At 72.6% G+C, this 14,728-nt stretch carries 17 protein-coding genes; 12 read left to right on the top strand and 5 right to left on the bottom strand.

The annotated features are described in order from the left end of the window. Positions 1-106 precede the first annotated feature (106 nt). The 4 genes from ABEA26_RS30950 to ABEA26_RS30935 all read left to right on the top strand — a co-directional run bounded on the left by ABEA26_RS30950 (position 107) and on the right by ABEA26_RS30935 (position 4,177). Positions 107-1,327: an NYN domain-containing protein gene (locus ABEA26_RS30950; protein WP_345596751.1), complete on the top strand. Its 1,221-nt coding sequence runs from the start codon at positions 107-109 to the stop codon at positions 1,325-1,327. Between the two features lie 219 nt (positions 1,328-1,546). Further along, positions 1,547-2,521 (top strand): ABC transporter ATP-binding protein, encoded by a 975-nt coding sequence (locus tag ABEA26_RS30945; protein WP_345596754.1) that lies wholly within the window; start codon positions 1,547-1,549, stop codon positions 2,519-2,521. An 89-nt stretch (positions 2,522-2,610) separates the two neighbouring features. Beyond that, the gene (locus tag ABEA26_RS30940) at positions 2,611-3,435 is read left to right on the top strand and encodes an ABC transporter permease (RefSeq protein WP_345596750.1); all 825 of its coding nucleotides are present in this window, start codon (positions 2,611-2,613) and stop codon (positions 3,433-3,435) included. A 34-nt stretch (positions 3,436-3,469) separates the two neighbouring features. Continuing rightward, positions 3,470-4,177: an AAA family ATPase gene (locus ABEA26_RS30935; RefSeq protein WP_345596748.1), complete on the top strand. Its 708-nt coding sequence runs from the start codon at positions 3,470-3,472 to the stop codon at positions 4,175-4,177. A gap of 87 nt (positions 4,178-4,264) precedes the next feature. Here ABEA26_RS30935 and ABEA26_RS36590 read toward each other — a convergent pair whose 3' ends face one another. The 5 genes from ABEA26_RS36590 to ABEA26_RS30915 all read right to left on the bottom strand — a co-directional run bounded on the left by ABEA26_RS36590 (position 4,265) and on the right by ABEA26_RS30915 (position 8,648). After that, a complete protein-coding gene (locus tag ABEA26_RS36590; protein ID WP_486388981.1) occupies positions 4,265-4,339 on the bottom strand; it encodes a 50S ribosomal protein bL37 in 75 nt (24 codons plus the stop codon). 41 nt (positions 4,340-4,380) lie between these two features. Next, complete coding sequence (ybaK, locus tag ABEA26_RS30930; RefSeq protein ID WP_345596745.1) at positions 4,381-4,884, bottom strand: Cys-tRNA(Pro) deacylase; 504 nt, start codon at positions 4,882-4,884, stop codon at positions 4,381-4,383. A gap of 12 nt (positions 4,885-4,896) precedes the next feature. After that, positions 4,897-5,637: an LON peptidase substrate-binding domain-containing protein gene (locus ABEA26_RS30925; protein ID WP_345596743.1), complete on the bottom strand. Its 741-nt coding sequence runs from the start codon at positions 5,635-5,637 to the stop codon at positions 4,897-4,899. 11 nt (positions 5,638-5,648) lie between these two features. Further along, positions 5,649-6,713 (bottom strand): hypothetical protein, encoded by a 1,065-nt coding sequence (locus tag ABEA26_RS30920; RefSeq protein ID WP_345596742.1) that lies wholly within the window; start codon positions 6,711-6,713, stop codon positions 5,649-5,651. 357 nt (positions 6,714-7,070) lie between these two features. Continuing rightward, the gene (locus ABEA26_RS30915) at positions 7,071-8,648 is read right to left on the bottom strand and encodes an oxidoreductase (protein WP_345596741.1); all 1,578 of its coding nucleotides are present in this window, start codon (positions 8,646-8,648) and stop codon (positions 7,071-7,073) included. 201 nt (positions 8,649-8,849) lie between these two features. Between ABEA26_RS30915 and hisD the strand changes: the two genes are divergently transcribed. Genes hisD through hisF form a run of 8 tightly spaced genes read left to right on the top strand, consistent with a single transcriptional unit; the run spans position 8,850 to position 14,656 of the window. After that, positions 8,850-10,202 (top strand): histidinol dehydrogenase, encoded by a 1,353-nt coding sequence (gene hisD / locus ABEA26_RS30910; RefSeq protein ID WP_345596739.1) that lies wholly within the window; start codon positions 8,850-8,852, stop codon positions 10,200-10,202. Next, complete coding sequence (locus tag ABEA26_RS30905) at positions 10,199-11,338, top strand: histidinol-phosphate transaminase (RefSeq protein WP_345596737.1); 1,140 nt, start codon at positions 10,199-10,201, stop codon at positions 11,336-11,338. Before hisD ends, ABEA26_RS30905 begins: the two co-directional genes overlap by 4 nt. Continuing rightward, positions 11,335-11,928: an imidazoleglycerol-phosphate dehydratase HisB gene (gene hisB / locus ABEA26_RS30900; protein WP_345596734.1), complete on the top strand. Its 594-nt coding sequence runs from the start codon at positions 11,335-11,337 to the stop codon at positions 11,926-11,928. Before ABEA26_RS30905 ends, hisB begins: the two co-directional genes overlap by 4 nt. 3 nt (positions 11,929-11,931) lie before the next feature. Continuing rightward, on the top strand, positions 11,932-12,096 hold the full coding sequence (locus ABEA26_RS30895; RefSeq protein WP_345596732.1) for a hypothetical protein: 165 nt from the start codon (positions 11,932-11,934) through the stop codon (positions 12,094-12,096). After that, positions 12,093-12,740: an imidazole glycerol phosphate synthase subunit HisH gene (hisH, locus tag ABEA26_RS30890; RefSeq protein ID WP_345596731.1), complete on the top strand. Its 648-nt coding sequence runs from the start codon at positions 12,093-12,095 to the stop codon at positions 12,738-12,740. The genes ABEA26_RS30895 and hisH overlap by 4 nt, the downstream gene beginning before the upstream one ends. A 17-nt stretch (positions 12,741-12,757) precedes the next feature. Further along, entirely contained in the window at positions 12,758-13,483 is a 726-nt protein-coding gene (priA, locus tag ABEA26_RS30885; protein WP_345596752.1) for a bifunctional 1-(5-phosphoribosyl)-5-((5-phosphoribosylamino)methylideneamino)imidazole-4-carboxamide isomerase/phosphoribosylanthranilate isomerase PriA, read from the top strand. Continuing rightward, positions 13,480-13,875 (top strand): RidA family protein, encoded by a 396-nt coding sequence (locus ABEA26_RS30880; RefSeq protein WP_345596730.1) that lies wholly within the window; start codon positions 13,480-13,482, stop codon positions 13,873-13,875. The genes priA and ABEA26_RS30880 overlap by 4 nt, the downstream gene beginning before the upstream one ends. A 25-nt stretch (positions 13,876-13,900) precedes the next feature. Next, the gene (gene hisF / locus ABEA26_RS30875; protein WP_345596728.1) at positions 13,901-14,656 is read left to right on the top strand and encodes an imidazole glycerol phosphate synthase subunit HisF; all 756 of its coding nucleotides are present in this window, start codon (positions 13,901-13,903) and stop codon (positions 14,654-14,656) included. Positions 14,657-14,728 lie beyond the last annotated feature (72 nt).

The following is a 14,728-nucleotide window of genomic DNA, read 5'->3' as shown; positions in this document are numbered from 1 at the left end:
TGCGGAAACGCCACGCCGAAGATCGAGTTCGGGCCGTTAACCTCCGCGTGGTCGGGCAGACTCGAAGGAAGCCCGAAGCAAACCTCCCGGAAAGAGGGTGGATCGCGTGGACCGCTGCATCGTCCTGGTGGACGCCGGGTATCTGCTGGGGGCCGCCGCCAGTCTCCTCGCCGGAGAGCCGTCGCGCTCACGCATCACCGTCGATCACGCCGCCCTCATCCAGGGTCTCCGCGATCGCGCCGAGTCCGACACGCAGCAGCCCCTGCTGCGCATCTACTGGTTCGACGGCGCCCCCGACCGCGTCCCGCAGCCCGAACACCGCCGGTTGCGCGTGATGCCCCGGGTCACCGTCCGGCTCGGCGCCCTCACCCGCAGCGACGGACGCTGGGCGCAGAAGGGCGTGGACGCCGCCATGCACGCCGAACTGACCGAGCTGGCCCGCAACCGCGCCTGCTCCGACGTCGTCCTGGTGACCGGCGACGGCGACCTGCTGCCCGGCATGATGGCCGCGAAGGAGCACGGTGTCGCCGTCCACCTGTGGGCCGTGCAGGCCGCCGACGGCGACTACAACCAGTCCGAGGACCTGGTCGCCGAGGCCGACGAACGGCGCGTCCTGGATCGCACGTGGATCACCAGGGCCGTACGCGCCAAGGAGCTCGGCGGGATCTGCGCGCCGCCGCCCGTGCCCCGCCCCGAGATCGCCGCGATCCTCTCCGCGCCGCTGCCCGAGTCCGCTCTGTCCGCCGCCGCCGAACGGCGGCCCGCCCAGGAGCCGGAGCACCCCACCACGACAGGCGCCCCGCGCAACGGCACCGAGGAGCGCGTACCGCCCGCCAAGGGCGTCCCCACCCCCAAGGACCTCGCCGCCCTGCGCGCGCCCGGAGCCGCCCACCCCGCGCCGCACCCGCCGACCGCCACCCTGCGCTGGTCCTCGGACAAGGGCTGGGTCGACCGGTCCGGCGCCGAGCCGCCCGAGGCCGTCTCACTGCCGACGTTGGCCCAGCTCACCACCGCCGAGCAGCGTTGGGCCGACCGCGAGGAGGACATCACCACGGTCGGCGGCGACCCGTACGAGGTCGGGCAGGTCTTCGCCCGCCGCTGGCTGGAGCGCCTCGGCGACCACGGCCACCTGCAGAAGCTCTCCGGGATGTACCCCCGCATCCCGCACCGCGTCGACGGTGAGCTGCTGCGGTACGCGGCCCGCTTCGGACTGCTGGCCCACAAGGACGACCAGATCGACGAGCACGACCGGTACGCGATCCGGGCCGGATTCTGGCGGGAGATCGACGTCCGGACGGCGACCGAGCGCACCCCCGCGGTGGAGTGACACTCTCCGGCGTTCCTCCGGCTCCCCCCGGCTGCTCTCCTTCGGCTTCTCTCCCCGCCTTCGGCCTCCCTCCGGCGCTCCTTCGGCCTCCCTCCGGCGTTCCCCGGCCGAATCGACACTTATGGGCGGACCCGAGGGCGGGGCGGAGGGGCGGACCCCGTACTCTCGTCCCTTGTGAGTACGCGCGCGGCACAGGCACTTCGACCCGGTGACGATGCCGTGTGCGTGGTGCGCGGACTGACCAAGACCTATCCGCCGGTACGCGGCAGGCGCGGCGTACCGGCCACCCCCGAGGTGCGGGCCACCGACGACGTGACCCTGGAGATTTGCCGCGGCGAGATCTTCGGACTGCTCGGACCGAACGGCGCCGGCAAGTCCACCCTCGTACGCCAGCTCACCGGGCTGATGCGCCCCGACCGCGGCAGCGTGGAGATCCTCGGGCACGACATCGTGCGTCACCCGGAGCGGGCCGCGCGGATCCTCGCCTACCTCGGGCAGGAGTCCAGCGCCCTGGACGACCTGACCGTCTCCCTCGCCGCCGAGACCACCGGACGGCTGCGAGGCCTGGAGGTGCGGCAGGCCCGCGCCGAACGGGACGCCGTCCTCGACGAGCTGGGCCTGACTCCGCTCGCCGCCCGCCCGATCAAGAAGCTCTCCGGCGGGCAGCGCCGCCTGGCCTGCTTCGCCGCCGCGCTGGTGGGGGAGCGCTCGCTGCTCGTCCTGGACGAGCCGACCACCGGTATGGACCCGGTGGCCCGGCGCGCCGTGTGGGGGGCCGTCGACCGGCGGCGCGCCGAGAGCGGCGCCACCGTGCTGCTCGTCACCCACAACGTCATCGAGGCCGAGACCGTGATGGACCGGGTCGCCGTCCTCGACCGGGGTCGTGTGATCGCCTGCGACACGCCCTCCGGGCTCAAGGAGAAGGTCGCCGGAGAGGTCCGCGTCGACCTGGTGTGGCGCGAGACGGCGCCACTGCACGTCCCGGAGGTCGCCGCCCTGCGCGACCGCGTCACCGAGTCGGGCCGCCGCTGGACGCTGCGGCTCGCCCCGGAGGAGGCCCGCGCCGTTGTCGCCACCGTCACCGGCGGCGCCGCCTTCGCCGCCCTGGACGACTTCACCCTCGCCACGCCCAGCCTGGAGGATGTCTACCTGGCGCTGGGCGGTGCCGCGCGACAGGGCCTGGTGAGGGCTTGAGTCCGCGAACGGTGAGCACACCGGCCGCCGCATCCGTACCCGTCAGGGCGACCGCTTCGAACGACCCGACCGAAGGGGAGCAGCGCGACGTGAGTGTCGTACCCGCCGATGTCCTGCCGGGCGGCGCCCTGGCCGCCGAGAAGCAGGGCGCCACCGGCGCGGCCGAACTCGGGCCCAAGGCACGGCTGTGGCCCTCCCTGGTGGCCGTCTACCGGGCTCAGCTCTCCAGGGCGCGGGTCGCGCGCATCCCGCTGCTGTTCGTGGCCACCTTCCAGTCGGTCGGGATCATGATCCTGATGCGCGGGGTCGTGGACGGCGGTGGCGAGGCGCAGGCCGTGGTCGCCGGCTCGGCGGTCCTCGTCGTGGCCTTCGTCGCGCTGAACCTCCTCGCGCAGTACTTCGGTCAGCTGCGCGCGAGCGGCGGCCTCGACCACTACGCGACGTTGCCGGTGCCGCCCGCCGCGGTGGTACTGGGCGCGGCGGGCGCGTACGCGTCCTTCACCGTGCCGGGGACCGTGGTGACGGCGGTGTTCGGCTGCCTGCTGTTCGGGCTGCCGATGACGCACCTGTGGGTGCTGGTGGCCGTGATCCCTCTGGCGGGCGCCGCGCTCGCCGGGCTGGGCGCGGCGCTGGGCCTGCTCGCGCCCCGGCCGGAGTTCGCCACGCTCCTCGGTCAGCTGGGCATGTCGGCGGCGCTGCTGCTGGGCGTGCTGCCGGCCGAGCGGATGCCGGAGGCGGTCCGCCTGGCACGGGACCTGCTGCCCTCCACATACGGCGTGGAGGCCTTCGCGCGTACGTTCGGTGAGCGGCCCGACTGGGCCTACGTCCTCGGTGACCTCGCGGTGTGCGCCGTGGTCGGCGTGATCTCGCTGGCCGTGGCGACCTGGGCGTACCGCCGGGCCGCCGTCCGGTGACGCGCCGCACAGTCGGGTTTGGCACGATGGCGGGGTGACCGCACCTCTGACTCCGCCACCGCCACCGAACGAACGCTCCTCGTATCAGGGCGGGCCGGTGCCACCGCCCGTCGGTGCGCACGCGATGGGCACGGCGTACGGCGCCCCGGACGACCACCACGGCGAACAGGACGGCCCCGGGATGCTGACCGAAGTGCGTCAGGCCGCCGTGACCGCGGTGGCGGTGACGCTCTCCGGTGCGCTGCTCGGCGTGCTGTGGTGGCAGCTGGCTCCCAGCGTGCCGCTGGTCGGCGGCGTGCTGGGGGACGGTTGGACGGTCGTCCCGAAGAACCCCGAGGGCGAACGGGTGATCGGCGTCGACGGCGTGTTCACACTCCTCGCGCTCGCGTTCGGCGCACTCAGCGCGGTGGTCGTCTTCCTGCTTCGGCGGCGTGGCGGTGTGCCGCTGGTGGTGGCGCTGGGCGTCGGCGGACTGCTCGGGTCGCTGCTGGCGTGGCGGGTCGGGGTGTGGTTGGGCCCCGCACAGGACGTGATCGCCCACGCGAAGGACGTCGGCCAGGGGGTGACGTTCTCCGCACCGCTGAAGCTGAGCGCGAAGGGGGCTCTGCTGGCGTGGTCGGTGACGGGGCTGGTGGTGCATCTGGGGCTGACGGGGTTGTTCGGGCCCCGGGATCCGGAGCCCGAGCCGTGGACGCGGCCGCAGCAGCATCCGCCGGGGCCGCACGGTGAGAAGGCGGCGTAGGTTCTGCTGCCTGCTGCCTGCTGCCTGCTGCCTGCTGCCTGCTGCCTGCCTGCCCGTCCGGCGGCGCGGTTGCCCGCAGCCGATCGACTAGGCGGGGCGGCGGCCGTGGTTCGCCTTGCCTTTTCTGACGCGCCACCTGCGTTTGCGTGTTCGCTTCGACATGTCCTGTCTCATTAGCCGAGAACAGGGCGTCCGTCGAGGGGTCACGCGCGGCCGACGGGTGCGAGGACCGCGTCGGTCAGCTTGGTCAGGTCCTCGGGGGAGAGTTCGACCTCCAGGCCGCGGCGGCCCGCCGAGACGCAGATCGTGGCGTGATCCGAGGCCGACGCGTCCAGGACCGTCGGGAGCCTCTTGCGCTGGCCCAGGGGAGAGATGCCGCCCCGCACGTAGCCCGTGGTGCGCTCGGCCAGTGCCGGGTCGGCCATCGCCGCGCGCTTGCCGCCCACCGCGGCGGCCAGCGCCTTGAGGTCCAGCCGGCCCGCCACCGGCACCACGGCGACCGTCAGCCCGCCGTCGACGTCCGCCACCAGCGTCTTGAAGACCCGCTCCGGCGAGACACCCATCGCCTCGGCCGCCTCCTCGCCGTAGGACGGGTGAGAGGGATCGTGCTCGTACGAGTGGACCGTGTACGCCACGCCGGCGGCCGCGAGCGCCACCGTCGCCGGGGTGCCACCGGGGTGCTGCTGCTTTCTGGACTTCTTCGCCATGGGGCCGGTACCTCAGTTGAGACTCGTGGGACCGCGCGTCAGGTCCGCAGCCGGCAACGACGGCAGCGTACGGAGGACGGCCGTCTCGGAGCGAAGGAGTTTCAGCTCGTCCCTCAGGCGCGAGGCGGTGTCCGGAGCCTGGAGCAGACGCTGCTTCGTCGGTGTGTCCAGCATCATCGCGGCGGCGACGAGGTAGGAGACCACGCCCGGTTCGTCCGGCAGTTCGGCGCCGGTCGCCAGCGACCGCTCGCGTGCCCCCGCCAGCCGCTTCTGGTACTGCCGGAAGGACCGCAGGACCCCTTCGGCCAGCGCGCCCGCCTCGTCGCCGTCGTCCTCGGGCAGCGGTTCCAGCTCGGCCGTCAGGAAGGGACCCGAGGCCTCCACCGAGAGCAGTCGCATCCGGGTCGTGCCGGTGGCCAGCACCTCGAAGGTGCCGTCGGCCCGCTCGCGGATCGTCGCCGCGTCGGCGACGCAGCCCACCTTGTGGAACGCCTTGACCGGGTCGGGCCCGAACCCGGCCGCCGGTCCGCCCTCGAGCGTCGTCGTCGGATCGGGCAGGCCGGGCGCGCTCCGGGCCACCTCGTAGCCGTCACGGATCGCCACGACGGCGAACCGGCGCGGTTCGTCCTCGGGAGTCTTCAGCAACTCGCGCATCATGGCGCGATAGCGCTCCTCGAAGATGTTGAGCGGGAGCACCAGTCCCGGAAACAGGACCGAGTTCAGGGGGAAGAGGGGGAGCCGGACGGTGGTCACGACCCAGAAGCCTAATGGTCGCCGGAGCGGACGCGACCGCCGTGCCCACTTCGTGGATGACCCGGACCTGCCGTCGCCCTCGCGGAGGCCACCGCGGCACGGACGTCGGCGCGCACCTGGAGGAAGCGGCCGAGCGGGTCGTCCGCGGCCCGGTCCCCGTCCCGCCCCCAGGGGAAGGACGTGACGTACGGGCCGGTCAGACGCAGTTGTTCCGCCGCGTCCTGGTGGCGTTCCAGGCGCACCAGGACGTACGCCAGGAGGTTCCGCAGCTCCGCCGGCCAGGGGTCGGCCGCCGGGCGGGCGGCGGAGAGGGCGATCGCACGGTCGGCGGCCGCGTCCAGGCGTGCGCGGTGCACCCCCGCCGCGTCGCCGCCGATGCCGGTGCCGCCGCTGTCGTCGCCGCTCGTGGTCAGGCAGATGAAGGCCGCCCTCAGCGGCAACGTCCGTACGAGCGCGTCCTCGGGCGCGTCCTGCGCCGCCGTCTCGGCGAAGTCCAGGCACTCGCGGTGGGCGCCGGGCGAGGCGGCGGCCAGGTAGTCGAGGGCGGCGACATGGCAGCCGTAGTGGTGCGGGGAGCGGCGGACCGCCTGGGCCCACAGGCGCTCGAACTCGGGGTGTCCGGCGCGTGCGCCCCGAGCGGTGTCCAGCGCGGTCCGCCACGGCACCGGGTCGGGGCCGGCGGCCTCGGCGGCGGCCGTGACAGCGGGGACGATCTGGCGCAGGAGCTCCGTGCGGGCCGGCGAGTCCCAGTGGCGTTCCACCGTCAGCCGGGCGCCGACGAGCAGGGCGTCGGGGTCGTCAGGAGCGGTGGCGCGCCAGTCGTCGAGCCACTCGGAGCGTGAGCGCGCGAAGGCGGCCAGCCGGGTCGCGTAGCGGTCGCGGTGCTCCCACTCGGCGTTCTCGCGGGTGCCCGCGAGAAGGGCGGCCACGGGGGCGTACTCGCCGCGGGCCGCCGCGACCAGGGCGGGGGCGAGGTGGTCGTCGGGGACGTCGAGGAGGACGTCGTCGTCTTGGGCGGGCCGTGACGTCCGGGGGCGGGCGGCCCGGGCCGCCGTCCGGAGGAACGCGCGCAGCATGGCCAGTACGACGGCCGACGGTTCGTGATGGTTGTGCGGCTCGGCTCGCCTTCGGCCGTTCGTGTTTCCCCCCCGCACCACCGTACGGCTTTCGTCGTCGGGTGCGGGCGGTTCCGGGGAAGTCGTGCTTCTCTCAGCCGGGTGCCGGGTGCCGGGTGCCGGGTGCCGGGTGCCGGGTGGAGGCGTGCAGCCTCGGGTCGGGAGCGTGCAGCCTCGGGTCGGGAGCGGTGCTTCGCCGGGGCCTGGGGCCGCGGGTCCCCTGGTGGGGAGGTGGTGAGCCGAGGCGGGATCAGGCGGGTTCAGGTGGGATCGGGTGGTTTCGTGCGAGTTGAGGCGGGTTGAGGCGGGTTGAGGTGGTCAGTTCCGGCGGAGCAGCCGCGTCGCGCCCGCCGCGACCGTGGTCGCCAGGATCCAGCCCAGCAGGATCAGGGCCGTCGCCAGCCACTGCCAGCCGTCCCGCAGCTGCCAGAAGCCGGCCTGCCCCAGATCGATGACCGGCAGCAGCAGGTCGAGGGCGAAGAGGGCGGGGTTCCAGTCGGGATGCTCGCCGTTCTTCAGCGGCGGCGGGTCGGCGCGCGCGAAGGCGAACGAGCCGGCCGCCCACAGCACCGCCATCCACACCGCGGCCCGGCCCGGCCGGTAACCGTAGGCGACCGTCCAGTCCTGCGCGTACCCCACCAGCTTCGCGGCGATGGGCAGGCTCTCGCGGCGCCGGCGGTGCTTGGCGAGCAGCACCTCGCGGGCGTCCTCGTCCTCGCCGCCGGCCCGCAGCACCGCGGCGAGGCGCTCGTACGGCTCCGGGTTGTACTCGGCGGTCGCGGCGCCCACCCAGCGGAGCCGCTTCGCCAGCGGGAACGGCCCCCGCGGCACCAGGTTCTCGTAGGCGAAGCCGCCCATGTGCAGCCGTCCCGGCCCCGGCCAGCTGTCCGCCCGGTCCATCAGGTTGACCACCCGCGCCCCCGACAGCACCACCCGGCCGCGCGCCGGCCGCTCGCCGAGGAACCGCAGCTCGGGTGTCTGCACCCGGCGCAGCGACAGCTCCTGCTCGTCGGTGAAGGTGAACCGGGCGTGCTCGAAGTCGACGGCGTCGCCGAACCGCCCGTCGTCCAGCCGCATCCCGCCCTCGCACTCGAACCGCTGGATCCTGGTCCCCTGCGCCGGGGTCGTCCCCCGCAGCAGCGGACTGCCGAGCCCGGCCGGGGTCAGGTACAGCGTGCGCTCGACCGTCAGCTGCGGGGCGTTCAGCGCGTGCCGCGTGTACGGGTTGAGGAGCCGGGCGCCGCGCAGGCTCAGCGAGACGCCGACCTGGGCGCTGCGCAGGCTCACCTCGCCGTAGGACTCCAGCATCTCGGCCTGGAGGTCCTGTCCGACGCTCAGGCCGTCCGCGGCGATCGAGCGCCCGTTGCGGTCCCGGTGCACGATCGCCTGGTTGAGCAGCAGGTCGGTGCCTATCTGCGCGTCGGTGAGCCGGATGCCGGATCGGAACCGGCAGCGCGGCAGATGCAGATCGCCCTCGGTCTGCAACCGGGCCGCCTCCAGCCGCGGCACCGCGCAGTCCACCAGCCGTACGGTCGTGAAACGGGTCTCCGGCAGCAGGACCTCCCGCTCGAACCGGCAGCCCCGCAGCTCGACGTAGGGCACCACCGTGCCGCCCGCGAGGTCCATCGTGTCGCTGATCCGCACGCCCACGAGCTGCAGCGAGGACACCCGGCCCGCGAGCGCGGGCGGGCCGTCGAGAAGCAGCCAGCAGACGATGCGGGCCCGCACGGACCGCTCGGGCCCCCACGGATGCCCGCCGTGCGGGTCGTCGGCGAGCGCGTCACCGCTGCTCAGGTCGTACACGCTGCCGTTGCGGAAGGCCTGCCACATGCCGACCTCGGTGGCGGTCAGGTCGTCGGGCAGCTCTCCGTCACGATGGCCGGCCCCCTCGGTCACGGCGCTTCACTCCCTCCTCAACTACTCGTCGGTCGCTCACACTTCGTACAACCGTTCATGCCCACTGAGTGACACCTTGAACACTCTTAGTGAGTATGATCTCCCAGAGCTCCGGCGTGGCCCGCGCGGGCCCCTCGCGTTCTGTATCAGCCATTGATACGCGCGAACGGTGCCCGGCGCGGGTCTGAGAGAATTGGTTCCGTGATCTCCCGAATCGATCTGCGCGGCGACGCCCTCCCCGAGGGCCCCGCCCTGCGCGACCTGCTGCCCCGAGCCGACTTCGACGTCTCGGCCGCCCTGGAGAAGGTGCGTCCGATCTGCGAGGACGTGCATCATCGTGGCGACGCGGCGCTGATCGACTTCGCCGAGCGTTTCGACGGGGTCCGGCTCGACCGGGTGCGGGTTCCGGCCGCCGCGCTCACGCGCGCGCTGGACGAGCTGGATCCGGCCGTGCGTGCGGCGCTGGAGGAGTCCGTCCGCCGAGCCCGCCTCGTCCACCGCGCGCAGCGCCGCGAGACGCACACCACACAGGTCGTGCCCGGCGGCACCGTCACCGAGAAGTGGGTGCCGGTCGATCGCGTCGGCCTGTACGCCCCCGGCGGACGCTCGGTCTACCCGTCGTCCGTGATCATGAACGTCGTACCCGCGCAGGAGGCCGGCGTCGAGTCGATCGCGCTCGCCTCGCCGGCGCAGGCCGAGTTCGACGGCCTGCCGCATCCGACGATCCTCGCCGCGTGCGCCCTCCTCGGCGTCGACGAGGTCTACGCGGCCGGCGGCGCCACCGCCGTCGCGATGTTCGCGTACGGCACCGAGTCCTGCCCGCCCGCCAACATGGTCACCGGCCCCGGCAACATCTGGGTCGCCGCCGCGAAGCGCTATTTCACCGGGAAGATCGGCATCGATGCCGAGGCCGGCCCGACCGAGATCGCGGTCCTCGCCGACGCCACCGCCGACCCGGTGCACGTCGCCTCCGACCTGATCAGCCAGGCCGAGCACGACCCGCTGGCCGCAGCCGTCCTGGTCACCGACTCCGCCGAGCTCGCGGACGCGGTCGTCAAGGAGCTTGGGCCGCAGGTCGAGGCCACCAAGCACATCGACGACCGGGTCCTCCCGGCCCTGGGTGGCCGTCAGTCCGCGATCGTGCTCGTCGACGGCATCGACGAGGGCCTGCGCGTGGTCGACGCCTACGGCGCCGAGCACCTGGAGATCCAGACCGCCGACGCCGCCGCCGTCGCCGACCGGGTCAGGAACGCCGGCGCGGTCTTCGTCGGCCCCTGGTCCCCCGTCTCGCTCGGTGACTACGCGGCCGGGTCCAACCACGTCCTGCCCACCGGCGGCTGCGCCTGCCACTCCTCGGGCCTGTCGGTGCAGTCCTTCCTGCGCGGCGTCCACATCGTCGACTACACGCGCGACGCGCTCGCCGAGGTCGCGCACCACGTGGTGACGCTGGCGGAGGCGGAGGACCTGCCCGCGCACGGCGCGGCGGTCAAGGCACGTTTCCCTGGAGGCGCACCAGACGGGCACAGTGAGTGGAAGGTCCCGCAGAGCAAGTGACGTTCGGAATCGACGACCTCCCCGTACGGGACGAGCTGCGAGGCAAGTCCCCCTACGGCGCGCCCCAGCTGGACGTGCCCGTACGGCTGAACACCAACGAGAACCCCTACCCGCTGCCCGAGGCCCTGGTCGAGCGGATCACCGAGCGGGTCCGCGAGGCCGCCCGTGACCTCAACCGCTACCCGGACCGGGACGCGGTCGAGCTGCGCGCGAAGCTCGCGGAGTACCTGACGAAGACCTCCGGGTACGCCGTGGACACGCGGGACGTCTGGGCCGCCAACGGCTCCAACGAGGTCATCCAGCAGCTGCTGCAGACCTTCGGCGGGCCGGGCCGCACCGCGATCGGCTTCGAACCGTCGTACTCGATGCACGGCCTCATCGCGCGCGGCACCGGCACGGGCTGGATCTCCGGCCCCCGCCACGACGACTTCACCATCGACGTGCCCGCCGCCGAGAAGGCCGTCGCCGAGCACCGCCCGGACGTCGTATTCATCACCACCCCCAACAACCCCACCGGCACCGCGGTCCCCGCCGAGACGGTCCTCGCGCTGTACGACGCCGCGCAGGCCACCAAGCCGTCGATGGTCGTCGTGGACGAGGCCTACGTCGAGTTCAGCCACGGCGCCTCGCTGCTACCACTGCTGGCGGGCCGGCCGAACCTGGTGATCTCCCGCACGATGTCGAAGGCGTTCGGCGCGGCGGGCCTGCGCCTGGGCTACCTCGCCGCGCACCCGGCCGTCGTCGACGCCGTCCAGCTCGTACGGCTGCCGTACCACCTGTCGGCCGTCACCCAGGCGACCGCGCTGGCCGCCCTGGAACACACGGACACGCTGCTGAAGTACGTCGAGCAGCTGAAGACCGAGCGGGACCGGCTGGTCGCCGAACTGCGCGCGACCGGGTACGAAGTGACCGAGTCCGACGCGAACTTCGTCCAGTTCGGGCGGTTCGCCGACTCGCACGCAGTCTGGCAGAAGATTCTCGACCGGGGCGTCCTGGTCCGGGACAACGGCGTACCGGGATGGCTGCGGGTGACCACCGGCACCCCGGAGGAGAACGACGCGTTCCTGGACGCGGCCCGTGAAGTACAGCGTTGTGTGGGGGACACCCCCGCACCCCCTAAGGAGCAGGACGCATGAACCGCGTAGGGCGCGTGGAGCGCACCACCAAGGAGACCTCGGTCCTCGTCGAGATCGACCTCGACGGCACCGGCAAGACCGACATCGCCACCGGCGTCGGCTTCTACGACCACATGCTCGACCAGCTCGGCCGGCACGGTCTGTTCGACCTCACCGTGAAGACCGACGGCGACCTGCACATCGACTCCCACCACACCATCGAGGACACCGCCCTCGCGCTGGGCGCCGCCTTCAAGCAGGCCCTCGGCGACAAGGTGGGCATCTACCGCTTCGGCAACTGCACGGTCCCGCTGGACGAGTCCCTCGCCCAGGTCACCGTCGACCTGTCCGGCCGCCCCTACCTCGTGCACACCGAGCCCGAGAAGATGGCGCCGATGATCGGCGAGTACGACACGACGATGACCCGGCACATACTGGAGTCCTTCGTCGCCCAGGCGCAGATCGCGCTGCACGTGCACGTGCCGTACGGGCGCAACGCGCACCACATCGTGGAGTGCCAGTTCAAGGCGCTGGCACGGGCCCTGCGCTACGCCTCGGAGCGCGACCCGCGCGCGGCCGGCATCCTGCCTTCCACGAAGGGCGCGCTGTAACCCATGACCGGCACGTCCACCGTACTGATCGTCGTCGGCCTCTTCTTCCTCGGCGGCATCATCTCCTTCGCCAAGCAGCAGATGCCCAAGGGCCTGATCGTGCTGCTGTCCATCGGCGCCGCGATGTGTCTCTTCGCGGGCGTCCTGAGGCTGGAGGTCTGGAATTGACCCCGGTGAACTCCAAGCGGGTCGTCGTCTTCGACTACGGCTTCGGCAACGTCCGCTCCGCCGAACGCGCCCTCGCGCGCGCGGGAGCCGACGTCGAGATCACCCGTGACTACGACAAGGCCATGAACGCCGACGGCCTGCTGGTCCCCGGCGTCGGCGCCTTCGCCGCCTGCATGGACGGCCTCAGGGCCGCGCGCGGCGACTGGGTCGTCGACCGCAGGCTGTCGGGCGGGCGCCCGGTGATGGGCATCTGCGTCGGCATGCAGATCCTGTTCGCGCGCGGCATCGAGCACGACGTGGAGGCCGAGGGCCTGGACGAGTGGCCCGGCACCGTCGGACCGCTCCAGGCCGACATCGTCCCCCACATGGGCTGGAACACGGTCGAGGCACCGGCCGACTCCCAGCTCTTCGCCGGCCTGGACGCGGACGCCCGCTTCTACTTCGTGCACTCCTACGCCGTCCACGAGTGGACCCAGGAGTCGCACAACCCGCTGATCGCCGCTCCCAGGGTGACGTGGTCCACGCACGGCAAGCCCTTCGTGGCGGCCGTGGAGAACGGCGCCCTGTGGGCCACCCAGTTCCACCCCGAGAAGTCCGGCGACGCCGGAGCCCAGCTCCTCACCAACTGGATCGAGACCCTGTAGAGATGAGCCCGGTAGAGATGAGCAAGCTCGAACTCCTCCCCGCCGTCGACGTCCGCGACGGCCAGGCCGTCCGCCTCGTCCACGGCGAGTCCGGCACCGAGACGTCCTACGGCTCCCCTCTGGAGGCCGCCCTCGCCTGGCAGCGCTCCGGCGCCGAGTGGCTGCACCTCGTCGACCTGGACGCCGCGTTCGGCACCGGCGACAACCGCGAGCTCATCGCCGAGGTCGCCAAGGCCATGGACATCAAGGTGGAGCTGTCCGGCGGCATCCGCGACGACGCCACCCTCGCCGCGGCGCTCGCCACCGGCTGCACGCGCGTGAACCTCGGCACCGCCGCCCTGGAGACCCCCGAGTGGGTCGCCGAGGTCATCGCCGAGCACGGCGACAAGATCGCGGTCGGTCTCGACGTACGCGGCACGACCCTGCGCGGCCGGGGCTGGACCCGCGACGGCGGCGACCTCTACGAGACGCTGGCCCGCCTCGACAAGGAGGGCTGCGCCCGGTACGTCGTCACCGACATCGCCAAGGACGGCACCCTCCAGGGCCCCAACCTGGAGCTCCTGAAGAACGTCTGCACGGCCACCGACCGCCCGGTCGTGGCCTCGGGCGGCGTGTCGTCCCTGGACGACCTGCGCGCCATCGCCGGCCTCGTCCCGGCCGGTGTCGAGGGCGCCATCGTAGGGAAGGCCCTGTACGCGAAGGCATTCACCCTGGAAGAAGCCTTGGAGGCTGTGTCGCCATGACATCCGAAGCCGTACGGCGCGTGCAGAGCGGAAGTCCCTGGGAAGAGTCCTTCGGGTTCGCACGGGCCGTGGCGGCGGGTGATCGGGTCATCGTGGCGGGCACGACCGCCTTCAAGGGCGACCTGCTGTACGGCGACGGCGACCCGTACGAACAGACCAAGGTGGCCTTCGCCACCGCGGTCGAGGCGATCGGCGAGTTCGGGCTGGACATCGAGTCCGTGATCCGGACCCGTGTGTATCTGGCCCACTCCCGGGACGTCGACGAGGTGGGCCGCGCACACAAGGAGCTGTTCGACGCCGTACGCCCGGTCACGACCCTGCTGGTCGTGGAGGGCTTCATGGACTCCCGGGTCCTGGTGTCGGTGGAGCTGGAAGCATTCAGAGAGCAGTAAGAGGCATCGAAGGAGCCGTGGATTCATGACCCTGGCGGTCCGAGTCATCCCCTGCCTGGACGTGGACAACGGCCGGGTCGTCAAGGGCGTGAACTTCCAGAACCTGCGTGACGCGGGCGACCCCGTCGAGATGGCCAAGGTGTACGACACCGAGGGCGCCGACGAGCTGACGTTCCTGGACATCACCGCCTCGTCGGGCAACCGCGAGACGACGTACGACGTGGTGCGCCGCACCGCCGAGCAGGTGTTCATCCCGCTGACCGTGGGCGGCGGGGTGCGCACCGCCGACGACGTCGACAAGCTGCTGCGGGCCGGCGCGGACAAGGTGGGCGTGAACACGGCCGCCATCGCCCGCCCCGACCTGATCCGTGAGATCGCCGAGCGCTTCGGCCGCCAGGTCCTCGTCCTGTCGGTGGACGCGCGCCGCACCGAGGCCGGCACCTTCGAGGTGACCACCCACGGCGGCCGGCGCGGCACCGGCATCGACGCGGTGGAGTGGGCGCATCGCGCCGCCGAGCTGGGCGCGGGGGAGATCCTGCTGAACTCGATGGACGCGGACGGAACGAAGGACGGCTACGACCTGGAGATGATCGCGGCAGTCCGGGGGCACGTGACCGTCCCGGTCATCGCCTCCGGCGGCGCCGGCCGCCTCGCCGACTTCCCCCCGGCCGTCGGGGCGGGCGCGGACGCGGTGCTGGCGGCGTCCGTCTTCCACTTCGGTGACCTGCGGATCGACCAGGTGAAGGAGACGCTGCGGGGGGCGGGGCATCCCGTTCGCTAGTTCGAGATATTGCCCGTTGGTGGCGGCTGCTGGACCGCGCGTGACGCTCTGGGCCGAAGGCATGGCGGCCAG

The organism is Streptomyces marokkonensis (assembly GCF_039539045.1).
GTDB lineage: Bacteria > Actinomycetota > Actinomycetes > Streptomycetales > Streptomycetaceae > Streptomyces > Streptomyces marokkonensis.
This window is presented reverse-complemented; position numbering and strand designations above follow the sequence as displayed.